Genomic DNA, 19,882 nt, shown 5'->3' on the forward strand with positions numbered 1-19,882 from the left:
TACGTTCCGTTGGTGCAGGTCACTCCGGAACGTGCCGACGGCCGGTGGGTCTCGCCCGCCATCCCGACGATCGCGAACTGCTTGCTGGCCCTGCTGTGGGGCTTCTCGACCGCCGGGGGCTGGGCCGAGACGGCCTTCTGCGGTGAGGGGGAGTCCCGCGACGACCGGTGCGCCGCGGAGTTCGGGCCGGCGGTGACGGCCTCGGTCCCTCCGGCCGTCCTGGCCGCCGCCATGGTGCTCCTCTCGTGGGTCCTGCCGGGAGTACGGCGCCGCCCCGAGCGGCAGGACGCCCTGCTGACCCTGGCCGCCGTGACCTGGGTACTGGCCGAGGGGATCCTTTTCGCCGGCGGCTACCTGGCCAAGTCCGGTGGTTGAAGAACCGATGCCGCGGGTGGAACAAACGGGCCGCGCGCCGCGTTGAGCAAATCGTGACCTGAGGGGAGTCACCCGACATCACCCGAGGTCAGCGGCATGGCCGGGTCCGGTGCACGGCAGGGTGCGACGACATCTTGCGACGTTCTGCGCCGGGCGGTTTGACGCCACCCCACGATGGGCATACTGTTCACTTCGCCCCGCAGGGGAGCAGGACGTCGTCACGACGGCCGGCCCGCGGGAGCCCATCCACGATCGAGCCGATGTGACTTCGTCATGTCCATGATCGCGGTTGGATCGGAGAAGGCCCGGTTTGACAATCGGGCCGGATCTGATGAAATAGCGACAACGCCCGGAAGGGACCGCGCAAGCGGATCTGGAAAGGCAAATCGGAAAAGCGCGGAATTGACAAGCCGAGCGGATCTGATAAAGTTAAAGAGTCGCCCCGGGGCGGGAAACGCGAAAGCGAGTCCAGCACGGTGGGTGTCCGTTTCTTGAGAACTCAACAGCGTGTTAAAAGCCAGTGCCTTTATCGGTCCGGCGGTAGCCGGGCCGCCCCGTGGCCATAACCTTGTGGGGTTGTGGTCGGGGATTTCTTTGAGGCAATACGCGTGGCCTCTTCGGGGGTTGCGTGTTTGCTGGGATTGTTTTTCCTGAGGTTTGGCGGTTCGTGGGGTTCGCCCCCTGCGGGTCGTCGTTGGACCTTAATGGAGAGTTTGATCCTGGCTCAGGACGAACGCTGGCGGCGTGCTTAACACATGCAAGTCGAGCGGAAAGGCCCCTTCGGGGGTACTCGAGCGGCGAACGGGTGAGTAACACGTGAGCAACCTGCCCCTGACTCTGGGATAAGCCTGGGAAACCGGGTCTAATACCGGATATGACGACCGTCCGCATGGGCTGGTGGTGGAAAGTTTTTCGGTTGGGGATGGGCTCGCGGCCTATCAGCTTGTTGGTGGGGTGATGGCCTACCAAGGCGACGACGGGTAACCGGCCTGAGAGGGCGACCGGTCACACTGGGACTGAGACACGGCCCAGACTCCTACGGGAGGCAGCAGTGGGGAATCTTGCGCAATGGGCGAAAGCCTGACGCAGCGACGCCGCGTGAGGGATGACGGCCTTCGGGTTGTAAACCTCTTTCAGCACCGACGAAGCTAACGTGACGGTAGGTGCAGAAGAAGCGCCGGCTAACTACGTGCCAGCAGCCGCGGTAATACGTAGGGCGCAAGCGTTGTCCGGAATTATTGGGCGTAAAGAGCTCGTAGGCGGTTTGTTGCGTCCGTCGTGAAAGCCCACGGCTTAACTGTGGGTCTGCGGTGGATACGGGCAGACTAGAGGCAGGTAGGGGAGCATGGAATTCCCGGTGTAGCGGTGAAATGCGCAGATATCGGGAGGAACACCGGTGGCGAAGGCGGTGCTCTGGGCCTGTACTGACGCTGAGGAGCGAAAGCGTGGGGAGCGAACAGGATTAGATACCCTGGTAGTCCACGCCGTAAACGTTGGGCGCTAGGTGTGGGGTCCTTCCACGGATTCCGCGCCGTAGCTAACGCATTAAGCGCCCCGCCTGGGGAGTACGGCCGCAAGGCTAAAACTCAAAGGAATTGACGGGGGCCCGCACAAGCGGCGGAGCATGTTGCTTAATTCGACGCAACGCGAAGAACCTTACCAAGGCTTGACATTGCCGGAAAACCTGCAGAGATGTGGGGTCCTTTTTGGGCCGGTGACAGGTGGTGCATGGCTGTCGTCAGCTCGTGTCGTGAGATGTTGGGTTAAGTCCCGCAACGAGCGCAACCCTCGTTCCATGTTGCCAGCACTTCGGGTGGGGACTCATGGGAGACCGCCGGGGTCAACTCGGAGGAAGGTGGGGATGACGTCAAGTCATCATGCCCCTTATGTCTTGGGCTGCAAACATGCTACAATGGCCGGTACAGAGGGCTGCGATACCGTGAGGTGGAGCGAATCCCTTAAAGCCGGTCTCAGTTCGGATCGAAGTCTGCAACTCGACTTCGTGAAGTCGGAGTCGCTAGTAATCGCAGATCAGCAACGCTGCGGTGAATACGTTCCCGGGCCTTGTACACACCGCCCGTCACGTCACGAAAGTCGGCAACACCCGAAGCCCGTGGCCCAACCACTTGTGGGGGGAGCGGTCGAAGGTGGGGCCGGCGATTGGGACGAAGTCGTAACAAGGTAGCCGTACCGGAAGGTGCGGCTGGATCACCTCCTTTCTAAGGAGCATTCAGCTGGCCGTATCACCCTTGTGAGAGGGGATGTGGCCGGTGGTCACCGTTGGCGGCGAATGTTCGTCAGGTGGCTGCTCATAGATGTGGAGCACTGGTTATTCGGTAGCGCTCGTGTGCGCCTCGGTTAGTACCGCCTCTTTTGGGGAGTGGGAGTGCCGTGGTCGGGTGCGGGTGCTGTCGGACACGCTGTTGGGTCCTGAGGGAACGGACCCTTCAGCCCCTGATCATGCAGCCCCTTTCCGGGTTGTGTGGGATGGGGCTGGGTTGTTTCTTCTGGATTGCGGGGCTGGATTCCTGTTCCTTGGTTGGTTCGTGGGTCCGGTGGTCCCGGTTGTTTTTTGAGAACTGCACAGTGGACGCGAGCATCTCTGACGAGACTTCGGATCTTCGGGTTCGGGGTTTTGTCTCTGTTGCGATTTGTATGATCGTTTTGTGTGTTCAAGTTTTTAAGGGCACACGGTGGATGCCTTGGCATCAGGAGCCGATGAAGGACGTGGGAGCCTGCGATATGCCTCGGGGAGTCGGCAACCAGACTTTGATCCGGGGATTTCCGAATGGGGAAACCTGGCACCCGTCATGGGGTGTCGCCGCCGTCTGAATGTATAGGGCGGTTGGTGGGAACGCGGGGAAGTGAAACATCTCAGTACCCGCAGGAAGAGAAAACAATAGTGATTCCGTGAGTAGTGGTGAGCGAAAGCGGAGGAGCCTAAACCGTGCGCGTGTGATACCTGGTAGGGGTTGCGTGTGCGGGGTTGTGGGAGCATCTTGTCGGGTCTACCAGCCTGGCGGAGAGTTACAAAGTATCGCGGTAGTCGAATGGCATGGGAAGGCCGACCGTAGACGGTGAGAGTCCGGTAGACGAAATCGTGGTGCCTCTTGGATGTTTTCCCGAGTAGCACGGGGCCCGTGAAATCCCGTGTGAATCTGCCACGACCACGTGGTAAGGCTGAATACTTCCTGGTGACCGATAGCGGATCAGTACCGTGAGGGAATGGTGAAAAGTGCCCCGGTGAGGGGTCGTGAAAGAGTACCTGAAACCGTGTGCCTACAAGCCGTCAGAGCGTCCTCCGGGGACTTGTTTCCTGGTTCGTGATGGCGTGCCTTTTGAAGAATGAGCCTGCGAGTTATGGTGTGTGGCGAGGTTAACCGGTGGCGGGTAGCCGTAGCGAAAGCGAGTCTGAATAGGGCGTTTGAGTCGCATGCTGTAGACCCGAAGCGGGGTGATCTAGCCATGGGCAGGGTGAAGCGCCGGTAAGACGGTGTGGAGGCCCGAACCCACCAGGGTTGAAAACCTGGGGGATGACCTGTGGTTAGGGGTGAAAGGCCAATCAAACTCCGTGATAGCTGGTTCTCCCCGAAATGCATTTAGGTGCAGCGTTGCGTGTTTCTTGCCGGAGGTAGAGCTACTGGATGGCCGATGGGCCCGACAAGGTTACTGACGTCAGCCAAACTCCGAATGCCGGTAAGTGAGAGCGTGGCAGTGAGACTGCGGGGGATAAGCTTCGTAGTCGAGAGGGAAACAGCCCAGATCATCGGTTAAGGCCCCTAAGCGTGTGCTAAGTGGTAAAGGATGTGGAGTTGCCGTGACAACCAGGAGGTTGGCTTAGAAGCAGCCATCCTTGAAAGAGTGCGTAATAGCTCACTGGTCAAGTGATTCCGCGCCGACAATGTAGCGGGGCTCAAGCACACCGCCGAAGCCGTGGCATTTCAGTCTTTGTGCTGGGATGGGTAGGGGAGCGTCCTGCAGCCGGTGAAGCCGCCGAGTGATCGAGTGGTGGAGGCTGTGGGAGTGAGAATGCAGGCATGAGTAGCGAATGAAGAGTGAGAAACTCTTCCGCCGGATGACCAAGGGTTCCTGGGGCAGGCTAATCCGCCCAGGGTAAGTCGGGACCTAAGGCGAGGCCGACAGGCGTAGTCGATGGACAACGGGTTGATATTCCCGTACCCGCTGGTATGCGCCAACGCTGAATCCTCTGATGCTAACCATCCGATCCGTCCTTGATCCCTTCGGGGGTCTTGGTCTGGGGAGCATGGGGCCCGAGGGGGTAGTAGGTGAGCGATGGGGTGACGCAGGAGGGTAGCTCAGCCCAGGCGATGGTTGTCCTGGGGTAAGCATGTAGCCCGTGTCATAGGTAAATCCGTGGCACATGTAAGGGTGAGATGTGATGCCGAGCCGTTTTAGGTGAAGTGAGTGATCCCATGCTGCCGAGAAAAGCCTCTAGTGAGTGTACCGGCGGCCCGTACCCTAAACCGACTCAGGTGGTCAGGTAGAGAATACCAAGGCGATCGGGTGAACTGTGGTTAAGGAACTCGGCAAATTGCCCCCGTAACTTTGGGAGAAGGGGGACCATGTCTGGTGAACGCCCTTGCGGTGGGAGCTGGGTGTGGTCGCAGAGGCCAGGGGGAAGCGACTGTTTACTAAAAACACAGGTCCGTGCGAAGTCGTAAGACGCTGTATACGGACTGACGCCTGCCCGGTGCCGGAACGTTAAGAGGACCGGTTAGATCCTTCGGGGTCGAAGCTGAGAATCTAAGCGCCGGTAAACGGCGGTGGTAACTATAACCATCCTAAGGTAGCGAAATTCCTTGTCGGGTAAGTTCCGACCTGCACGAATGGCGTAACGACTTCCCCGCTGTCTCAACCACAGGCCCGGTGAAATTGCAGTACGAGTAAAGATGCTCGTTTCGCGCAGCAGGACGGAAAGACCCCGGGACCTTCACTATAGCTTGGCATTGGCGTTTGGAGCGTCTTGTGTAGGATAGGTGGGAGACTGTGAAGCCGGCACGCCAGTGTCGGTGGAGTCGTTGGTGAAATACCACTCTGGTCGTTTTGAGCGTCTAACCCGCACCCGTGGATCCGGGTGGGGGACAGTGCCTGGTGGGTAGTTTAACTGGGGCGGTTGCCTCCTAAAGGGTAACGGAGGCGCCCAAAGGTTCCCTCAGCCTGGTTGGCAATCAGGTGGTGAGTGCAAGGGCACAAGGGAGCTTGACTGTGAGACAGACATGTCGAGCAGGTGCGAAAGCAGGGCCTAGTGATCCGGCACCGGCGTGTGGAAGCGGTGTCGCTCAACGGCTAAAAGGTACCCCGGGGATAACAGGCTGATCTTCCCCAAGAGTCCATATCGACGGGATGGTTTGGCACCTCGATGTCGGCTCGTCGCATCCTGGGGCTGGAGTAGGTCCCAAGGGTTGGGCTGTTCGCCCATTAAAGCGGCACGCGAGCTGGGTTTAGAACGTCGCGAGACAGTTCGGTCCCTATCCGCTGCGCGCGTAGGAGAATTGAGAGGGTCTGTCCCTAGTACGAGAGGACCGGGACGGACGGACCTCTGGTGTGCCAGTTGTCCCGCCAGGGGCACGGCTGGTTGGCTACGTTCGGTCGGGATAACCGCTGAAAGCATCTAAGCGGGAAGCCTTCCTCGAGATGAGTTCTCCCTCCCGCTTTCGAGTGGGGTAAGGCTCCCAGTAGACGACTGGGTTGATAGGCCGGAGATGGAAGCATCGTAAGGTGTGGAGTTGACCGGTACTAATAGGCCGAGTGGCTTGACACACATTACAGCGTGAGTGTTCGCGTCCCTGTGCGGTTCCCGGAAAGCAAACGGGAATCCTGTTTTTGATAAGTGAATTGGCCTGACGGCCTGGACGAGTTTGCCGCCCCCTGGTGGTTTGTGGGGGTGTGCGTGGTTCGTTCGGTGGTTATGGCGAAGGGGAAACACCCGGTCCCATCCCGAACCCGGTAGTTAAGCCCTTCAGCGCCGATGGTACTGCATGGGAGACTGTGTGGGAGAGTAGGACGCCGCCGGACTCATATTGGGGGAGGCCCCGCCATTCGTGGCGGGGCCTTCTTCGTTTGTCCAGATGTTCGCGGGAAGGGCGGCGGAATGTCACTGGCAACTGCTCCCATGGCGTCATGGGCATCAGATTCTGTTACTTCTCCTGCGAGCAGGAGCGCATCACTCCCGGGCTGGTCGAGAATGGCCCCCTGGCCCTTGATTTCGTAGGCGGGCCGGAGCCCATGGTGACCCTGGGGCGGCTCGGGGAACAGCTCACGGGCATCTCGTTCCTGGAGATCGGTGAGGCCGTCAGGAGCTGGCACCGCGAGATCGACGTGCCTGACGATCCGGTCGAGAGGGCGGTGTTCTTCGACGACTATGGGCTCGACCCGCAGGCCCCGCCGGACGAACTCGAACAGGCGCTTCTGGAACTGAGCTGGACGGTGTCGGTGGGCCAGGTGGACGACCGCATGCGCGACGCCCTGGCGGCCGTTCCACCTGACGGCGGCCGATCGGTGGCCGAGCGATGGATGACCATTGAGGAACTGGACGGCTGGTCGTCCGAAGAAGCGCAGGGCGTCCTGGAAGGGCTGTGCGAGGTCGCCCGTCAGGCGGTCGCCAACGGGCACCATCTCTACTGCTGGACGATGCTCTGACCCGCCACCCCGCCCGGCCCGCGCTGGACGCGGACCGGGGGCGGCGGGCGGCGAGCGCCGCTGTTCCTTCTCAGATCTCGTCGCCCGCCATGACCGCGTCGGCGTCCACGATGCGGTAGGCGTAGCCCTGTTCGGCGAGGAAGCGCTGGCGGTGGGCGGCGTAGTCCTGGTCGAGCGTGTCCCGGGCCACCACGGCGTAGAAGCGGGCACCCTGGCCCGAGGCCTTCGGCCGGAGGAGCCGGCCGAGGCGCTGGGCCTCCTCCTGCCGGGAGCCGTACGCGCCGGAGACCTGGACGGCCACGGTGGCCTCGGGCAGGTCGATCGAGAAGTTGGCGACCTTCGAGACGACCAGGACGCCGATCTCCCCCGAGCGGAACGCGTCGAAAAGGCGCTCGCGCTCCTTGACCCGTGTCTCGCCCTTGATGACGGGCGCGTCCAGCAGCTCGCCCAGCTCGTCGAGCTGGTCGATGTACTGCCCGATGACCAGGGTCTGCTCGCCCCGGTGCCGCTCCACCAGGGCGCGGACCAGGCGGGTCTTGGTGTCGGTGGTGGCGCAGAAGCGGTAGCGCTCCTCCGGCTCGGCGGTCGCGTACGCGAGCCGCTCGGAGTCGGTGAGGGTGACCCTGACCTCGACACAGTCGGCGGGGGCGATCCACCCCTGCGACTCCATGTCCTTCCAGGGCGCGTCGTACCGCTTGGGGCCGATCAGCGAGAACACGTCGCCCTCGCGGTCGTCCTCCCGGACGAGCGTGGCGGTGAGGCCGAGGCGGCGGCGGGCCTGGAGGTCCGCGGTCATCCGGAAGATCGGCGCGGGCAGGAGGTGGACCTCGTCGTACACGACCAGGCCCCAGTCGCGGGCGTCGAACAGTTCCAGGTGCGCGTAGGCGCCCTTCCGGCGGGTCGTCATGATCTGGTACGTGGCGATGGTGACGGGCCGGATCTCCTTCTTGGCGCCGGTGTACTCGCCGATCTCGTCCTCGGTCAGGGTCGTCCGGCGGAGCAGTTCCTGCTTCCACTGGTGCGCGGAGACGGTGTTGGTGACCAGGATCAGGGTGGTGGCGCCGGCCCGGGCCATGGCCGCGGCGCCCACGACGGTCTTCCCGGCGCCGCAGGGCAGGACGACCACGCCGGACCCGCCGTGCCAGAACGCGTCGGCGGCGTCCTTCTGGTACGAGCGCAGCGCCCAGCCGTCCTCGACCAGGTCGATGGCGTGGGCCTCGCCGTCCACGTACCCGGCCAGGTCCTCGGCCGGCCAGCCGATCTTCAGCAGGGCCTGCTTCAGCGCGCCGCGCTCGCTGGGGTGGACCAGGACGGCGTCGTCGCCGACCCGGTCGCCGATCATGCCCTTGACCTTCCTGGACCGGAGCACCTCCTCCAGGACCGAACGGTCGGAGGAGTTCAGGACCAGGCCGTGGGAGGGATGCTTCTCCAGCCGGAGCCGGCCGTACCGCGCCATGGTGTCGGCCACGTCGATCAGCAGCGCCTGCGGCACCGGGTAGCGGGAGAACTTCAGCAGCGTGTCGACGACCTGTTCGGCGTCGTGCCCGGCGGCCCGCGCGTTCCAGAGGGCGAGCGGGGTGACCCGGTAGGTGTGGATGTGCTCGGGCGCCCGTTCCAGCTCGGCGAACGGGGCGATCTCCTTGCGGCACTCGTCGGCCAGGACGTGGTCGACTTCGAGCAGCAGGGTCTTGTCGGACTGGACGATGAGAGGTCCGTCGGACACGTCAGGCAGCCCCCGTCAGGTGATCGGTCATGGATGGGCCCGTTCGGGCTCCGGCACCAGGTGCTGCACGCTACCCGAGTGGAGGGGATGCGGCGGAACGTTCCGAGCGGGCTCTTGTGAGAACGGCCGGGGAGGCCATCGTCTTCCCGGCACGCCCCCGGTCAGGTGTGCGGGGGCGTCCGGGCCCCGCCGGAGGCGGTCTCGGCGTCGGCCGCGTCCAGGACCATCGCCATCGCGATGAGCGCGATCTGCAGGACGAGGGCGGCGCCGAGGATCACCCAGCTCCAGATGGTCAGCGTCCGCGCCGAGGCGGGGTTCGTGCGGCTGCGGCTCATCGCCATCGCCGAGGTCACGATGCCGGGGACGGCGAACACGTTGCAGCACAGCGTGGTGGCGAAGGTGGCGCAGACGAGGGCGGCGACGGTCGGCCCCGGGGCGGCGCCGTCGCGGGAGACGCCCGGGGGGCCGTGGCCGGGGTCGGAGGGGCCGCCGTTCCGCCCTTGCCCGTACGGGTCCTTCCAAGGGGGAGGCTGCGCCTCGTACCCGTTCATCGGTCACCCCCTCCGTGGCGCCTGGACGCCGACGGATGCCGTCTGACGTGTGCGTTCCTTGGATTGTGCAGGGTGGGGCGGGGGTTCGGAGGCGCGGCTCTCCGGACGGGGGTCAGAGAGAATCCTCGTCGTCGAGTTCGGCGACGCCGGTGATCCGGTGCAGCGCGAAGCGGTGGACGGCCGCGCGGGTGGCGTCGTACCCGGTCAGGAATCCGCCCTCCACCCGTACCGGCTCCACGATGCGGCTGGACGACCGGCCCTGCTGGTCGAGGTAGCCGATCCACATGCGGGAGCCGCGCTCGACGGCGTCGCGGAGCCGGTCCACGGTCGCCGCCGCGGGTGAGCGGGGCGGCTCGCCGGACGGGGCGTCGGCGCGCATCCGGGCCTGCTCGGCGCCGTGCCGGGCGGCCTCGTCCCCGGCCCGCAGCGCCCGTACCGCCGCCGCGATCATGGAGGCGTCGGCGGGTTCGTGCCCGGGGCGCACCCGGACGATCTCCGCGGTCGGCGGCGGGTCCGCGCGCAGCACGTCGGGCCGGGTCACGATGATCCCGCCGCCGGGGGCCTCCGCGACCGGGGCCAGGCCCAGGGACCGCAGCGCGTCCAGCAGGTCCGCCCGTTGCAGCGCGGAGGCCAGGACGGTCGGGGCCAGGCGGTGCAGGCGGAACGCGCCCGAGCGCCGGTCGGCGAGGATCTCGTCGAGCGTGGTGGGGGAGTCGCTCCGCACGTAGGAGGCCAGGGCGCCCACCCGCAGGTGCCCGTGCCGGCGGCCGACGTCCTCGATCATGTAGGTGAGCGGCTGGGGCAGCGGCGTGGCCGAGTGCCGGGTGAGCAGTTCGGTGAGTTCGGCGGCGGTCCGGCCCGCGTCCAGCGCGCGCCGGATCGAGGTGGGCGTGAAGCGGTAGACGGTCGCGCCGCCGGTCGACTCGACCTCGGCGGACAGGGCCAGTTCCCGGGCCAGCTCGCTGACCAGGGGGCCGGGGGCGACCGCGGTCAGGTCGGCCTGGATGAGGACGCGGTCGACGGGGTCGGGCAGGTACGCGGAAAGGCCGGGTTCGGGGTCGTCGCCGTCCAGCAGGGCCCGGGCGTACGGGACGAGCTGCCCGAAGCCGGTCAGCCCCAGGACGGCGGCCTCCCGCAACGTCCAGTCCACGAGGCGGTCGCGCAGCGGACCGGCCCGGCGCGGCTGCAACCATGACAGGCGGGTGCGGACGGCGTCGGCGTCCACGGCCAGCCCGGGGGCGGCGCCGGCCAGGACCCGCAGGGTGGCGGCCCGGGTGGCGGGCGCGCTGCTGCGGACGACCGCCTCGCTCAGCGCGTTGATCACCCGGTCCCGGTCGTCGCGCCCGCCGGCCAGGCCGGGGGCGCGGTCGGTCTTCAGCCAGCCGCGGGCCAGTTCGGTCCAGCGGCCGGCGGCGTCGCGCATGAGCCACAGGTCGTAGGCGGGGGTGGGCAGCCATTCGCCGTCCAGGTCGCCGCTGCGGGTCAGGAGCCCGGCGGCGTAGGCGGTCTCGGCCAGCAGCGCCGCCTGCCATTCCTCGATGTCCAGGAGCGTCGCCGCGGCCCGCAGGTCGCGGACGGCCAGGCCGCCGCTGCGGAGCACGGCCGGCGGGTCGGTGCCCCAGCGTTCGAGGAGTTCCTCGACGCGTCGGATGGCGGTGAACGCCTCGCCGGCGGCGGTGCGCGTGGCCAGGTCGCCGGGCGACCGGCGGGACCCGGAGCCGGAGCCCGGAGGCGAGGCGGAGGCGGAGGCCGGGTCCGCCGGGGCGGCGGCGCCGGACGTCGCGCGGGCGGGCGCGGCCCGTCCGGTGAGTTCGGGCGGGCGGGCGCCGACGTCCCGGAACAGCCGCCCGCCCCGCATGTGGATCGCCACCTCGCGGGGCAGCGTGACCGTACGGTCGTCCTCGGCGGCCAGGAGGCCGCGGGCCAGCAGCCGCTCGATCGGGGTGGTCGCGGTGGCGACGCGTACGGGGCGCCGGGCGTCGGTGACGCGGCCGACCGGCGGACCCCAGGTGAGATGTTCGAGGGCGGCCCTGGCCTCCGGGCCCGCGTCCTCGATCAGCGGCTCCGGCGCGGACAGGAGGTCCGCCAGCCGTTCCAGGAGCCGGCCGGAGTCGGCGAAACCGCGCGGCCGGGCACCGTCGAGATCGCTGATCAGCGCGCTGAGCCGTTCGGTGGGATAGCCGGCGAAGACCTCGCGGACGGGCGGGCCCAGGCCCGCCGGGTGCGGCAGCGCCTGCCGGACGCCGGGCGCGATGGCGGGCGCGACGGCGGGTGTCGCCTCTCCCCAGACCAGCGCGTGCCGGTAGAGCCGCCCGACGGCGTCGGCCGCCTCCTCGGGGGTGGCGCCGAGGGCGTCCGGGAGCGCCTCCGGCGGAAGCGGCCGGGGCAGGACGATCAGCGCCTCCAGGACGGACAGGGTGAAGCGGTCGAGCCGGTCGAGAGCGCGGGAGATCGAGGCGGGTGTGGCCGCGCGGGCGGCGAGGGCGGCCAGATCGGCCGGGACGGGGCTGACCAGTTCCGGCCGCGCGGACAGCAGCGCGCGCAACGCTTCGTCATCGCGTGCGCGCAGCCAGTCCGCGAACGTTTCCATCCCATCTCCCAATCTCGGGGCGTACGGGTGCCGTCACGTGCCCCCTCAGCGTAGGAGCCCTTAGGGGTACCCGGTGTGGGGTGGGTCATGAGGGCGCGGGACGACTGATTCGCCGGGGCCGTGCCGGAACGTCGCGGAGGCGCCGGTGAAACGCCTGGCCGCGGCCCTGCGGCCGGGGGATGGGGGCGGGTCCGGCCCGCCGGGCGGTCCCGTTCAGCTGACGGGACTGCGCTCCAGGGTGACCAGGCCGAGACCCAGCCGTGCCCAGCTTGACACGAACCGTTCCTCGTGGATGTGGGACGGGGGCTCGTACATCGCCTCGTTGGCCAGCCAGTAGTTGACCACCGCGCCGCCCAGGACGGAGGCGATCGCGGGCCAGTCCTCGTCGATCCCCGCGAACTCCGGCTGGTCGGCCAGCCAGGTGGCGATGCCGTCGTACAGCGGGTTGACGATGCCCTCCCGCATCTCCGCCACCAGGTGCGGGAACTGGTCGAGGTCGCGGAAGAGCACCCTGATCAGGTCCTGTTCCTCGCGCATCTTCGCCAGGCCCGCCTGGCAGGTCATCCTGAGCCGGATCTCCAGCGGCCGGTCCTCGTAGGCGGTGGCGTTCTGGAGCACCGCGCTGATCTGGTGGCGGGTGCGTTCGATGTGCTCGCGGATGGCGGAGGCCAGGACCTCCTCCTTCGACCGGAAGTGCCGGTACAGGCCGCCCGCGCCGGGCGACAGCCCGGCCGCGGCCTCGATCTCCGCGACGGAGGTCGCGGCGTAGCCCCGATCGGCGAACAGCCGAAGCGACTCGCTCACGATCCGTTCGCGCGTGGTCATCGTCATGGTCCTCATTCCTCCGCAAGAACAGTAAGGCATCTTCGACCTGGGGTCTTGGCCTCGGGGCCCGGCGCGCCCGAATTCGTGATGCGGCTCGCACTCCGCGGGGGGCGGTTAGAGTTCTTGGGTTCGCGCCCCTGTCGCCGGAAGGGGCGTTGTCGGAAGGGTCGACGATGTTCGTTTCTCCGCGGAAGGGGGGTCGGGGGGCCTTCCTGCCGGAGGAGTTCGTCGTCCCCACCCTGGTCGCCGGGCCGCGCTTCCGGATCCGCCCGATCACCGCGCACGACGTCGTGAAGGACTACGGCGCGGTGCTGGGGAGCCTGGAGCGTCTGGAGGGCCGGTTCGGGCCGGAGTGGGGATGGCCGGATCGCGAGTTCACCTTCGAGCAGGCGCTGATCGACGTCGCCTGGATGCAGAAGGAAGGGCAGCTGCGCCGTTCGTTCAGCTACGTGGTGATGACCCCGGACGAGGAACGCCAGCTCGGCCGTATTCATGTGGCCCCCTCGGACGGGCCCGACGCCGACGCCGTCGTGGTGTTCTGGGTCCGTTCCGACGAGGAGGACTCCAGCGTGGAGAAGGAGCTGGAGGAGTTCGTCCGCGAGTGGGTCGTCACGGCGTGGCCGTTCGAGACGGTGCGGTTCCCGGGACGCGATCACCAAGCCTAGGCCAGGCGCCGGATCAGCCCGACCGCGATCCGGCCGATCACCAGGTACACCAGCGCGGCCAGCCCGTGGTTGACGGCCACCGCCACCTTGGGATCGGCGGGCTGGAAGACGTCCCTGAACTGCCAGGCCAGGCCCTCCGCCCAGTCGGCGACCGTGCGGACCAGGTCGTTGGCGGTGTTGGCCTCGAACGCCACGAACACGATGTGCACCGCCAGGACGAGCACCACGACGGTCGTGACGACGGAGACGGCGGTGGCCAGCGCCGCGGCGGCGCGCTTGCGGGCCGCGGGCCCGCGGTCGGTGGGGTGGGGGGACGGGGCTCGGTCGCCGGACATGGCGCCCTCTTTCTCCGCGGCGGGCGGGGTCCCTGGGGGATGACGGTCGTGCTTCTTTGACGTGCGGTGGCGTATTCGAGAGGCGCCTTTTCCCTGGTCGGCGGGTTTGCGGGCGGCGCTACGGGTATATCGCCAGCAAGGAACGCATGTTTCAGACGACAGAACAATGCAGTTCTGGTCGGAAAATAATCGCATAGCGTTCGCGCACAAGACTCCCGCGCTCTCCTACTCGGATCCCGTCGCATCGCCACTACCGGGAGAGCGCGGGTGCGCGCGTGCCCGGGCCCGCCCGGGACCCGCCCGGCCGCGGCGGTCACGCGAGCGTACGTCGCGCGACCGTACGGGATCGCGCCGGACGGCCTGGCCCCGCGCGGGACGAGGCCGCGCGGGACGGGGGCCGGTCGCCGGCGCCCCTCGCTTGGCAAATCCGCCATGCCCTTCCCTTTACCCTGTTGGGCGTGCTGGAGCCAGATGCGACACGAGAAGCCGGCGGGACCCGACCCGGACCGGAGGCGGGGCGTGACCCCGGACCGCTCGCGGAGGCGGTCGCCGCCCTTCCCGATCTGGACGGGCGCGCGGTCGGGTTCGATCTCGACCTGACGCTGGCCGACACCAGGGTGGCGATCGGGGCGGTGTACGCGGCGCTCGCCGCCGAGACCGGTGTCCCCATCGACGTCGACGCCGTGGTGAGCCGTATCGGGCCGCCGCTGGAGACCGAGCTGGCCTACTGGTTCCCGCCCGGCCGGGTGCCGGCGATGGCCGACCGCTACCGCGCCATGTACGCCGACGTCGCCGTCCCCGCGACCGTCCTGATGCCCGGCGCCGCCGAGGCGCTGGACGCGGTCCGGGACAGGGGGTCGCGGGTGGTCGTGGTCTCCGGCAAGAACCAGGCCGACACCGAGCGGACCGTCGCCTTCCTGGGCCTTCCGGTCGACGAGGTCGTGGGCGGCCTGTTCGGCGCCGACAAGGGCTCCGCGCTCCGGCTGCACGGGGTGGGGGCGTACGTCGGCGACCACACCGGGGACGTGGACGCGGCCCGGGCCGCCGCCGCGGTGGCGGTGGGCGTGGCCACCGGCGCGTTCGACGCGGACGCGCTCCGCGCCTACGGGGCGGACGTCGTCCTGCCCGATCTGCTGGCCTTCCCGGGCTGGCTCGGGGCCGTGGGCGACGGTGCCGCGCGGACCGGATGAACCATCCGGAACCGGCCCTTAGCTGCGATTTCGGAGAGAAGGGCCGTTCCGGCGGATATTCGGGTGCCGTTCCGGCGCCGTCCCGATAGCTTCTGTGCGCCCGCCCGCAGGGGCGTCCGGCGCGACCGCCGTGTTCACCGCTTCGCGGTGAGGCACTAATCTTTAGCCCAATTCAGGACGAGAACTAAACGAGGTCTCCCGTGCCCACTGGCAAGGTCAAGTGGTACGACGCCGACAAGGGATTCGGCTTCCTCACCCGCGATGACGGCGGTGAGGTCTTCGTGCATTCCTCCGCGCTGCCCGGCGCGGTGTCCACGCTCAAGCCGGGCCAGCGCGTGGAGTTCGGCGTGGTCGAGGGCCGGCGCGGGCAGCAGGCGCTGTCGGTGCGCGTTCTGGAGACCCTGCCGTCGGTGGAGAAGTCGGTGGCCAAGGCCCGCCGGAAGAAGCCGGATGAGATGGTCGTGATCACCGAGGACCTGATCAAGCTGCTCGACGGCATCTCCACGACCTACCGCAGGGGCAAGCACCCCTCCCCGGCCGAGGCCAAGAAGATCGCCACGGTGCTGCGCGCGGTCGCCGACGACCTGTCCCCCTGATCATCGTTTCCGGCCGCTCCGGCCGGCCCGCACGCGGCCCGCGACCTTCGTGACTTGCCCGGACGCGCCGTCCCGCCGGGCCTCAGGCCGGGTGCGGGGGCCCGCGGCGGCGGTGGATGTGCTCGGCCATGCCCTCGCATGGGCGAGAATTGGAGCGTGAGCCCACTGCGCCAGCCCAGCACCGCGCCTTCGAACACCGCGCGTACCACCACAGGGCCCGCCCGCCGTACCCGTCCCCCCGCCGTCGATCCCGCCTGCGCGGGCGCCGTCGACCTGGCCAGGGAGGCGGCGGAGGACACGGCCTGGCCGGGCGAGGTCGGCGAACATCTCGGCCTGCGCGCCGAGGCCGAGCGGGTGGTCACCCACCATTTCGCCTGTCTCGACCCGGCGTACCGGGGCTGGCACTGGGCGGTGACGGTGGCGCGGGCCGCGCGCGCCAAGGTGGTGACCGTCGACGAGTGCGTGCTGCTTCCGGGAGAGGACGCCCTGCTCGCGCCCGAGTGGGTGCCGTGGCTGGAGCGGCTGCGCCCCGGTGACCTCGGCCCCGGCGACCTGCTGCCGACCGCGTCCGACGACGTCCGGCTCGCCCCAGGCTACGCCGAGGTGGACGAGGGGCTGGACCGGCAGGCCTACTGGGAGCTCGGCCTCGGACGGCCCCGCGTGCTGTCCCGGGAGGGGCGCGACGAGACCGCCGCGCGCTGGTACGAGGGCATCGCCGGGCCCCGCGCGCCCATCGCGATCTCGGCCCCGGCCCAGTGCTCCACCTGCGGGTTCTTCATGCCGCTGGCGGGCGAGCTGCGCCAGGTGTTCGGGGTCTGCGCCAACGAGTACGCGCCCGACGACGGCCGGGTGGTCTCGGCCGACCACGGCTGCGGCGCGCATTCGGAGGCGGTGTCGATCCCGGCCGCGTCCGAGCACGGCCCGCCGGTCATCGACGAGCTGGGGTACGACATCGTCCCGCTGGGGCCCGTCCATGACGCCGAGGCGGGAGAGGCGCTCGAGCGCGGCTGATCCGGCCGCCGCCAGGCTCCCGCCGGTCTCGGGCGCACGGGAGGGGAGCGCGGTACGAGGCGCACGGAACGTGGTGTGCGGAATGAGGGGGGCACGTGACCGGCGCTGATCCGCTCGCCACCGGGCCGATCCGGGAACGGGTGCTGCGCTCGTGGGCGGAGTCCCCGGCGCGGTTCCGTGAGGACGCCAACGCCGAGGAGGACCACGCCCTCGGCGGCTACCGGGACCGGGTCGTCATCGAGCTGGCCCAGAACGCCGCCGACGCCGCGCTGCGCGCGGGCGTCCCGGGGCGGCTCCGGCTGTCGCTGGACTCGGACGCCCCGGCGGGCGGGACGGGCGCGGCCGGGCGGCCGGTCCTGACGGCCGCCAACACGGGCGCTCCGCTCGACGCCGCCGGGGTCGAGGCGCTGTCCACGCTGCGCGCCTCCGCCAAGCGGGACGAGACGGGCAGCGTGGGACGGTTCGGCGTCGGGTTCGCCGCCGTCGTGGCCGTCAGCGACGCCCCGTCCATCGCCTCGGCGGAGGCCGCCGGGGCGGACGGCACGCGCGCGGACGGTGCGGGCGCGGACGGTGCGGGCGCGGCGGGACGGCGCGTGGCCGGGGTCGAGTGGTCGCGGGCGCGCGCCCGCGACCTGGTGGCCGCCGTCCCGGCCCTGGCCGGGGAACTGGAGCGCCGCGGGGGGCACGTGCCGCTGCTGCGGCTGCCGTTCGCCGCGCCGCCCGCCGACCTGCCGGAGATCCCGGAGGGCTTCGCCACCGCCGTACGGCTCCCGCTGCGCGACGCCGCCGCCGTGGCGTCGGTGCGCGCCCAGCTCGACCAGGTCGGCCCGGCCCTGCTGCTCGCCCTGCCCGCCCTCCGTACGGTCGAGATCGTGGTCGACGGCACCCCCGTCCGCACGCTGGCCGTGACCGGTCCGGAGCCCGGGACCCCCGGTGCCCGGTCGACGGTGGTGATCGACGGCGTTCCGTGGCGTACCGCGGAGGCGCACGGGCGGACCCCGCCGGAGCTGCTGGCCGACCGTCCCGTCGAGGAACGCGCCCGGCCCGGCTGGCAGGTGCGCTGGGCCCTGCCCGAAGCGGGCGGTCCCGAGCTGCCCGAGGGGATCCCCGCGGTGGTGCACGCCCCGACGCCCGGCGACGAGCGGCTCGGGCTGCCCGCGCTGCTGATCGCCTCCTTCCCGCTCGCGCCGGACCGGAGGCACGTCGCCCCCGGCCCCCTGACCGACTTCCTGGTGGAACGGGCCGCGGAGACCTACGCCGCGCTGCTGCGCGAGCTGCCCGCCACCCCGCGCCTGCTCGACCTGGTCCCCGGGCCGATGGCCGCCGGGGAGCTGGACGCGCGGATCCGCCGCGCCCTCCTCGCCCGCCTCCCGGACGTCCCGCTGCTGCCGGTCGCCGGCGACCAGGGTGCCGCCGACCACGTTGTCGCCGACCACGGTGCCGCCGTCCACCACGGTGCCGCCGTCCACCACAGGGCCGGTGAGGCGCCGCGGGCACGGGGACGTGACCTGGTCGCCGTGGACGGCCCGCCCGCCCTCATCGAGCTGCTCGCCGGTGAGGGGGAGGAGGCGGCCGTCCTTCCCGGGCTGCTGCCCGCCGGCTGGCCCGCCCGGCACCCCGCCCTGACCGCCCTGGGCGTCCGGCGCGTCGAGCTGGCCGACGTCGTGGACGAGCTGGCCGCCCTGGACCGCCCGCCCGCGTGGTGGCACCGGCTGTACGAGACGCTCTCCGGCGTCCCCGCAGACGCGCTGGGAGCGCTGCCCGTGCCGCTGGCGCCGGGGGACGGCCCGCTCCACGGCGTACGGGTCGTCCGGGGCCCGCGCGGCCTCCTGGTCGCCGCGGACGGCGTCGATCCCGCCGGGCTCGGCCCGCTGGGGCTGCGTTTCGTCCACCCGGAGGCCGTCCACCCGCTGCTGATCCGGCTCGGGGCCGTCGAGGCGGGCCCGCGCGCCGTGCTCGCCGACCCGGCCGTCCGCGCCGCCGTCGAGGGCTCCTTCGACGCCGACGACCCGGACGAGATCGCGGCGGCCGTCCTCGGGTTGGTCGCGGCGGCCCGGCTCGACCCCGGCGAGCAGCCCTGGCTGGCGGAGCTGACGCTGCCCGGGGCCGACGGCGACCTGTACCCGGCGGGCGAGCTGCTGCTGCCCGGGAGCCCCCTGCGCGACCTGATGGCCGAGGACGCCCCGTTCGGCGTCGTGGCGGACGGCCCGGTGGAACGCTGGGGCGCCGAGACGCTGGCCGGAGCGGGCGTCCTGGACGGGTTCGCGCTCGCCCGCGGTGAGGAGGTCGACCTCCCGGCCCTGGCCGATCTCGCCGAGTCCCACGATCTCGACGACGAGGACCGGTGGGCCGAGGACGTCCTGGCCAGGCTGGGGCCGCAGGACCTCCCTCCGGTGCTGCCGGAGTTCGAGGCGGTCCGCGACCTTGAGCTCGTCGCGGACTGGGACGCGGCGCTGCGGCTGCTGGACGGGCCTCCGTGGCGGAACGCGATCGTCCGTCCCGCGCACGTCTCCCTGCACGACGGGCGCCGCGTGGCCGTCCCCTCGTACACGGCCTGGTGGCTGCGGAGGCATCCGGTGCTGGACGGCCGCCGTCCGGGAGAGTTCCGCCTGGAGGGGGACGCGCCCGGCGACGGAGATCTGCTCGCGGGGCTGTACGACCCCGTACCGGCGACCGCCCCGAAGGACCGGGAGCTGCTGCTGGCCCTCGGCGTGCGGACGTCGCTGGAGGAGCTGCTGGCCGAGCCCGGCGGCCCGGCCGAACTGCTGGACCGCCTCGGCGACCCCTCCCGCACCGTCCCCCGCGCCCACCTCGGGCGGCTGTGGACGGCCCTGGCCGACGCCCCCGGCCTCGACGTGGACCCGCCCGAGCGGGTGCGGGCGGTCGTGGACGGCGCGGTGGAGGTCGTGGACGCCGCCGACGCGCTGGTGCTCGACCGGCCCGACGCGCTGCCGCTGCTGGCCGGGCAGCCCCTGGTCATCGCGGCCGACGGGCGGGCCGAACGGCTGGCGGCGCTGCTGGACCTGCCGCGGGCCGGCGAGGAGCTGCCCGGCGTGATCGAGTCCGCCGGGACGGACCGTCCGGTGCCCGCCGAGGTACGCGCCGTCCTGCCCGAGGCGCCCGGCACCTACCGCGCGTACGGCTCCCTGGTGGTCGACGGGCAGGCGGTGCGCTGGTGGTACGGCGACGACGACCGCGTCCACGCCGACGGTGCCTGGGGCCTGGCCCGCGGGCTCGCCTGGGCCGCCGGGCGCTGGGAGGACCGGCTCCTGGCCGAGGCCGTGCTCAGGGATCCCGAAGCGCTCCCGGCCGTCCTGGCCGAGATGGACCTGGAGCAGGACTGACCCTCCGGGGGCGCCCC

At 69.8% G+C, this 19,882-nt stretch carries 12 protein-coding genes and 3 rRNA genes; 10 read left to right on the forward strand and 5 right to left on the reverse strand.

The window, feature by feature from the left end; all coding sequences use genetic code 11:
- Nucleotides 1–12 precede the first annotated feature (12 nt).
- The 5 genes from IW256_RS37610 to IW256_RS37630 all read left to right on the forward strand — a co-directional run bounded on the left by IW256_RS37610 (nucleotide 13) and on the right by IW256_RS37630 (nucleotide 7,035).
- Nucleotides 13–375, forward strand: a complete 363-nt coding sequence (locus tag IW256_RS37610) for a hypothetical protein (RefSeq protein WP_197015481.1) — start codon at nucleotides 13–15, stop codon at nucleotides 373–375.
- 701 nt (nucleotides 376–1,076) lie between these two features.
- Nucleotides 1,077–2,594, forward strand: a 16S ribosomal RNA gene (locus IW256_RS37615).
- A gap of 451 nt (nucleotides 2,595–3,045) precedes the next feature.
- Nucleotides 3,046–6,157, forward strand: a 23S ribosomal RNA gene (locus tag IW256_RS37620).
- 137 nt (nucleotides 6,158–6,294) lie between these two features.
- Nucleotides 6,295–6,411 (forward strand): 5S ribosomal RNA (gene rrf / locus IW256_RS37625).
- The 16S, 23S and 5S rRNA genes sit together here, the layout of an rRNA operon.
- A gap of 105 nt (nucleotides 6,412–6,516) precedes the next feature.
- Nucleotides 6,517–7,035 (forward strand): hypothetical protein, encoded by a 519-nt coding sequence (locus IW256_RS37630; RefSeq protein WP_197015482.1) that lies wholly within the window; start codon nucleotides 6,517–6,519, stop codon nucleotides 7,033–7,035.
- 70 nt (nucleotides 7,036–7,105) lie between these two features.
- Here IW256_RS37630 and IW256_RS37635 read toward each other — a convergent pair whose 3' ends face one another.
- The 4 genes from IW256_RS37635 to IW256_RS37650 form a co-directional block, all read right to left on the reverse strand.
- On the reverse strand, nucleotides 7,106–8,758 hold the full coding sequence (locus IW256_RS37635; protein WP_197015483.1) for a DNA repair helicase XPB: 1,653 nt from the start codon (nucleotides 8,756–8,758) through the stop codon (nucleotides 7,106–7,108).
- Nucleotides 8,759–8,919: 161 nt separating this feature from the next.
- Nucleotides 8,920–9,309, reverse strand: a complete 390-nt coding sequence (locus IW256_RS37640) for a hypothetical protein (RefSeq protein WP_197015484.1) — start codon at nucleotides 9,307–9,309, stop codon at nucleotides 8,920–8,922.
- Between the two features lie 112 nt (nucleotides 9,310–9,421).
- The gene (locus IW256_RS37645) at nucleotides 9,422–11,899 is read right to left on the reverse strand and encodes a helicase-associated domain-containing protein (protein ID WP_197015485.1); all 2,478 of its coding nucleotides are present in this window, start codon (nucleotides 11,897–11,899) and stop codon (nucleotides 9,422–9,424) included.
- 213 nt (nucleotides 11,900–12,112) lie between these two features.
- Nucleotides 12,113–12,730: a TetR/AcrR family transcriptional regulator gene (locus IW256_RS37650; RefSeq protein WP_197015486.1), complete on the reverse strand. Its 618-nt coding sequence runs from the start codon at nucleotides 12,728–12,730 to the stop codon at nucleotides 12,113–12,115.
- Between the two features lie 167 nt (nucleotides 12,731–12,897).
- On the opposite strand from IW256_RS37650, the gene IW256_RS37655 reads away from it, so the two are divergent.
- Complete coding sequence (locus tag IW256_RS37655; protein ID WP_197015487.1) at nucleotides 12,898–13,389, forward strand: GNAT family N-acetyltransferase; 492 nt, start codon at nucleotides 12,898–12,900, stop codon at nucleotides 13,387–13,389.
- Here the strand turns inward: IW256_RS37655 and IW256_RS37660 are convergent.
- Nucleotides 13,386–13,724 (reverse strand): hypothetical protein, encoded by a 339-nt coding sequence (locus IW256_RS37660; protein WP_197015488.1) that lies wholly within the window; start codon nucleotides 13,722–13,724, stop codon nucleotides 13,386–13,388. The two genes, IW256_RS37655 and IW256_RS37660, sit on opposite strands and share 4 nt — an antisense overlap.
- A gap of 458 nt (nucleotides 13,725–14,182) precedes the next feature.
- Between IW256_RS37660 and IW256_RS37665 the strand changes: the two genes are divergently transcribed.
- The 4 genes from IW256_RS37665 to IW256_RS37680 all read left to right on the forward strand — a co-directional run bounded on the left by IW256_RS37665 (nucleotide 14,183) and on the right by IW256_RS37680 (nucleotide 19,865).
- On the forward strand, nucleotides 14,183–14,914 hold the full coding sequence (locus tag IW256_RS37665) for an HAD family hydrolase (RefSeq protein ID WP_307829322.1): 732 nt from the start codon (nucleotides 14,183–14,185) through the stop codon (nucleotides 14,912–14,914).
- Nucleotides 14,915–15,114: 200 nt separating this feature from the next.
- A complete protein-coding gene (locus IW256_RS37670; RefSeq protein ID WP_197015489.1) occupies nucleotides 15,115–15,510 on the forward strand; it encodes a cold-shock protein in 396 nt (131 codons plus the stop codon).
- Between the two features lie 165 nt (nucleotides 15,511–15,675).
- Nucleotides 15,676–16,521 (forward strand): DUF3027 domain-containing protein, encoded by an 846-nt coding sequence (locus IW256_RS37675; protein ID WP_231405674.1) that lies wholly within the window; start codon nucleotides 15,676–15,678, stop codon nucleotides 16,519–16,521.
- Between the two features lie 95 nt (nucleotides 16,522–16,616).
- Nucleotides 16,617–19,865, forward strand: coding sequence for a sacsin N-terminal ATP-binding-like domain-containing protein (locus tag IW256_RS37680; protein ID WP_197015491.1), 3,249 nt, complete (start codon nucleotides 16,617–16,619; stop codon nucleotides 19,863–19,865).
- Nucleotides 19,866–19,882 lie beyond the last annotated feature (17 nt).

Origin of the sequence: Actinomadura viridis, assembly GCF_015751755.1 — a bacterium.
Lineage (GTDB): Bacteria > Actinomycetota > Actinomycetes > Streptosporangiales > Streptosporangiaceae > Spirillospora > Spirillospora viridis.

What these genes read in the sequence shown, in the direction of transcription:
- IW256_RS37630 (WP_197015482.1), top strand. Translation starts at nt 6,517, where the DNA reads ATGGGCATCAGATTCTGTTACTTCTCCTGCGAGCAGGAGCGCATCACT.
- IW256_RS37655 (WP_197015487.1), top strand. Translation starts at nt 12,898, where the DNA reads ATGTTCGTTTCTCCGCGGAAGGGGGGTCGGGGGGCCTTCCTGCCGGAG.
- IW256_RS37645 (WP_197015485.1), bottom strand. Translation starts at nt 11,899, where the DNA reads ATGGAAACGTTCGCGGACTGGCTGCGCGCACGCGATGACGAAGCGTTG.
- IW256_RS37660 (WP_197015488.1), bottom strand. Translation starts at nt 13,724, where the DNA reads ATGTCCGGCGACCGAGCCCCGTCCCCCCACCCCACCGACCGCGGGCCC.
- IW256_RS37640 (WP_197015484.1), bottom strand. Translation starts at nt 9,309, where the DNA reads ATGAACGGGTACGAGGCGCAGCCTCCCCCTTGGAAGGACCCGTACGGG.
- IW256_RS37650 (WP_197015486.1), bottom strand. Translation starts at nt 12,730, where the DNA reads ATGACGATGACCACGCGCGAACGGATCGTGAGCGAGTCGCTTCGGCTG.